This is a genomic window from Nocardia sp. NPDC050697, assembly GCF_040654395.1.
Lineage (GTDB): Bacteria > Actinomycetota > Actinomycetes > Mycobacteriales > Mycobacteriaceae > Nocardia.
The window spans coordinates 1-1,364 of record NZ_JBFAHY010000026.1 but is presented as its reverse complement, the minus strand read 5'-3'; the positions used below and the strand labels follow the sequence as shown (position 1 = coordinate 1,364).

Below are 1,364 nucleotides of genomic sequence, written 5' to 3'. Positions count from 1 at the left end.
TGCTGCGACGGACCATTCGGCGCGGTCAACCCATTGGACGCACCGTCCTGATTCACCGCAGACCCGGCCACCACCGCCAGCACCTGATGCCCCAGCCGCCGTGCATCCGACAACCGCTCCAGTACCACCACACCGACACCCTCGGACCAGCTCGTCCCGTCCGCGGCCTCGGCAAACGACTTACACCGGCCATCGACAGCCAGACCACCCTGGCGCGAGAACTCCACGAACCCGAGTGGGCTGACCATGACGGTCACACCACCGGCCAGCGCCAGCGAGCACTCCCCCGCCCGCAAACCCTGCATCGCCTGATGCAACGCCACCAGCGACGACGAACACGCCGTGTCCACCGACACCGACGGACCCTCCAAACCGAGCACATACGACACCCGGCCCGACACCACACTCACCGCCGAACCCGTCAGTCGGTAGCCTTCCGCACTCTCAGTGGCACCTTCACCTCCATAACCGGAGCCACCTCCTCCGGCATAAATGCCCGCGTAGACGCCGGTGTCGGTGCCGCGCAGGGTGCGGGGGTCGATCCCGGCGTGTTCGAGGGCTTCCCACACCGTTTCCAGCAACAACCGTTGTTGGGGATCCATCGCGAGGGCCTCGCGCGGGCTGATACCGAAGAACCCGGCATCGAACCCGGCCGCGTCGTAGACGAATCCGCCTTCGCGCACGTAGGTCTTACCCGCCGCGTCGGGGTCGGGATCGAACAGACCTGCGATGTCCCAGCCGCGATCGGTGGGGAATTCCCCGATACCGTCACGGCCCTCGTGCACCATCTGCCACAACTGCTCCGGTGAGGACGCCCCGCCCGGGAACCGGCAACCCGCACCCACGATCACGATCGGATCGCCACACATCACCGAAGCAGGTTGCGCTGACTCAAGTAAAGCGGAAACACTTTTCCTGCTAACAATGATTTCAATGTGCTCAGCAATTTTGTTAATTGTCGGATGATCGTATATTAACGTCGTCGATAACCGCAAATCAATTGCCGAGTTCAATCTATTTCTTAACTCGATCGCAGCCAGGGAGCCAATACCTAATTCACGCAATGGGTAATCATGCGGTAATTCAGCATCCTTTGGAAAATCCAAGATCATCGCCACATTCGCAGCAACAAGGTCCGAGATAAAGCTAATGCGTTTCGATGGCTCAACCCTCAGCATCTGCCCAATCACCGAGTCATCGACCGACTCAGCGCTCAGGGGTGATTCACCCGGAACGGTCGCTTCGGACGAAGCGGAGCTATCGACACGGTCGAGCCAGTACCGGCGATGCTGGAAGGCATAGGTCGGCAACCCGACTCGTCGGGCCCGGCCCGCGTATACCACCGGCCACGCCACCGTGACCCC

General features: G+C 61.7%; 1 pseudogene. It reads right to left on the bottom strand.

What is annotated here, in order from left to right:
* Nucleotides 1-1,061 (bottom strand): annotated as a pseudogene (locus AB0H71_RS33895) (type I polyketide synthase); the annotation flags it as partial.
* Between the last annotated feature and the right edge of the window lie 303 nt (nt 1,062-1,364).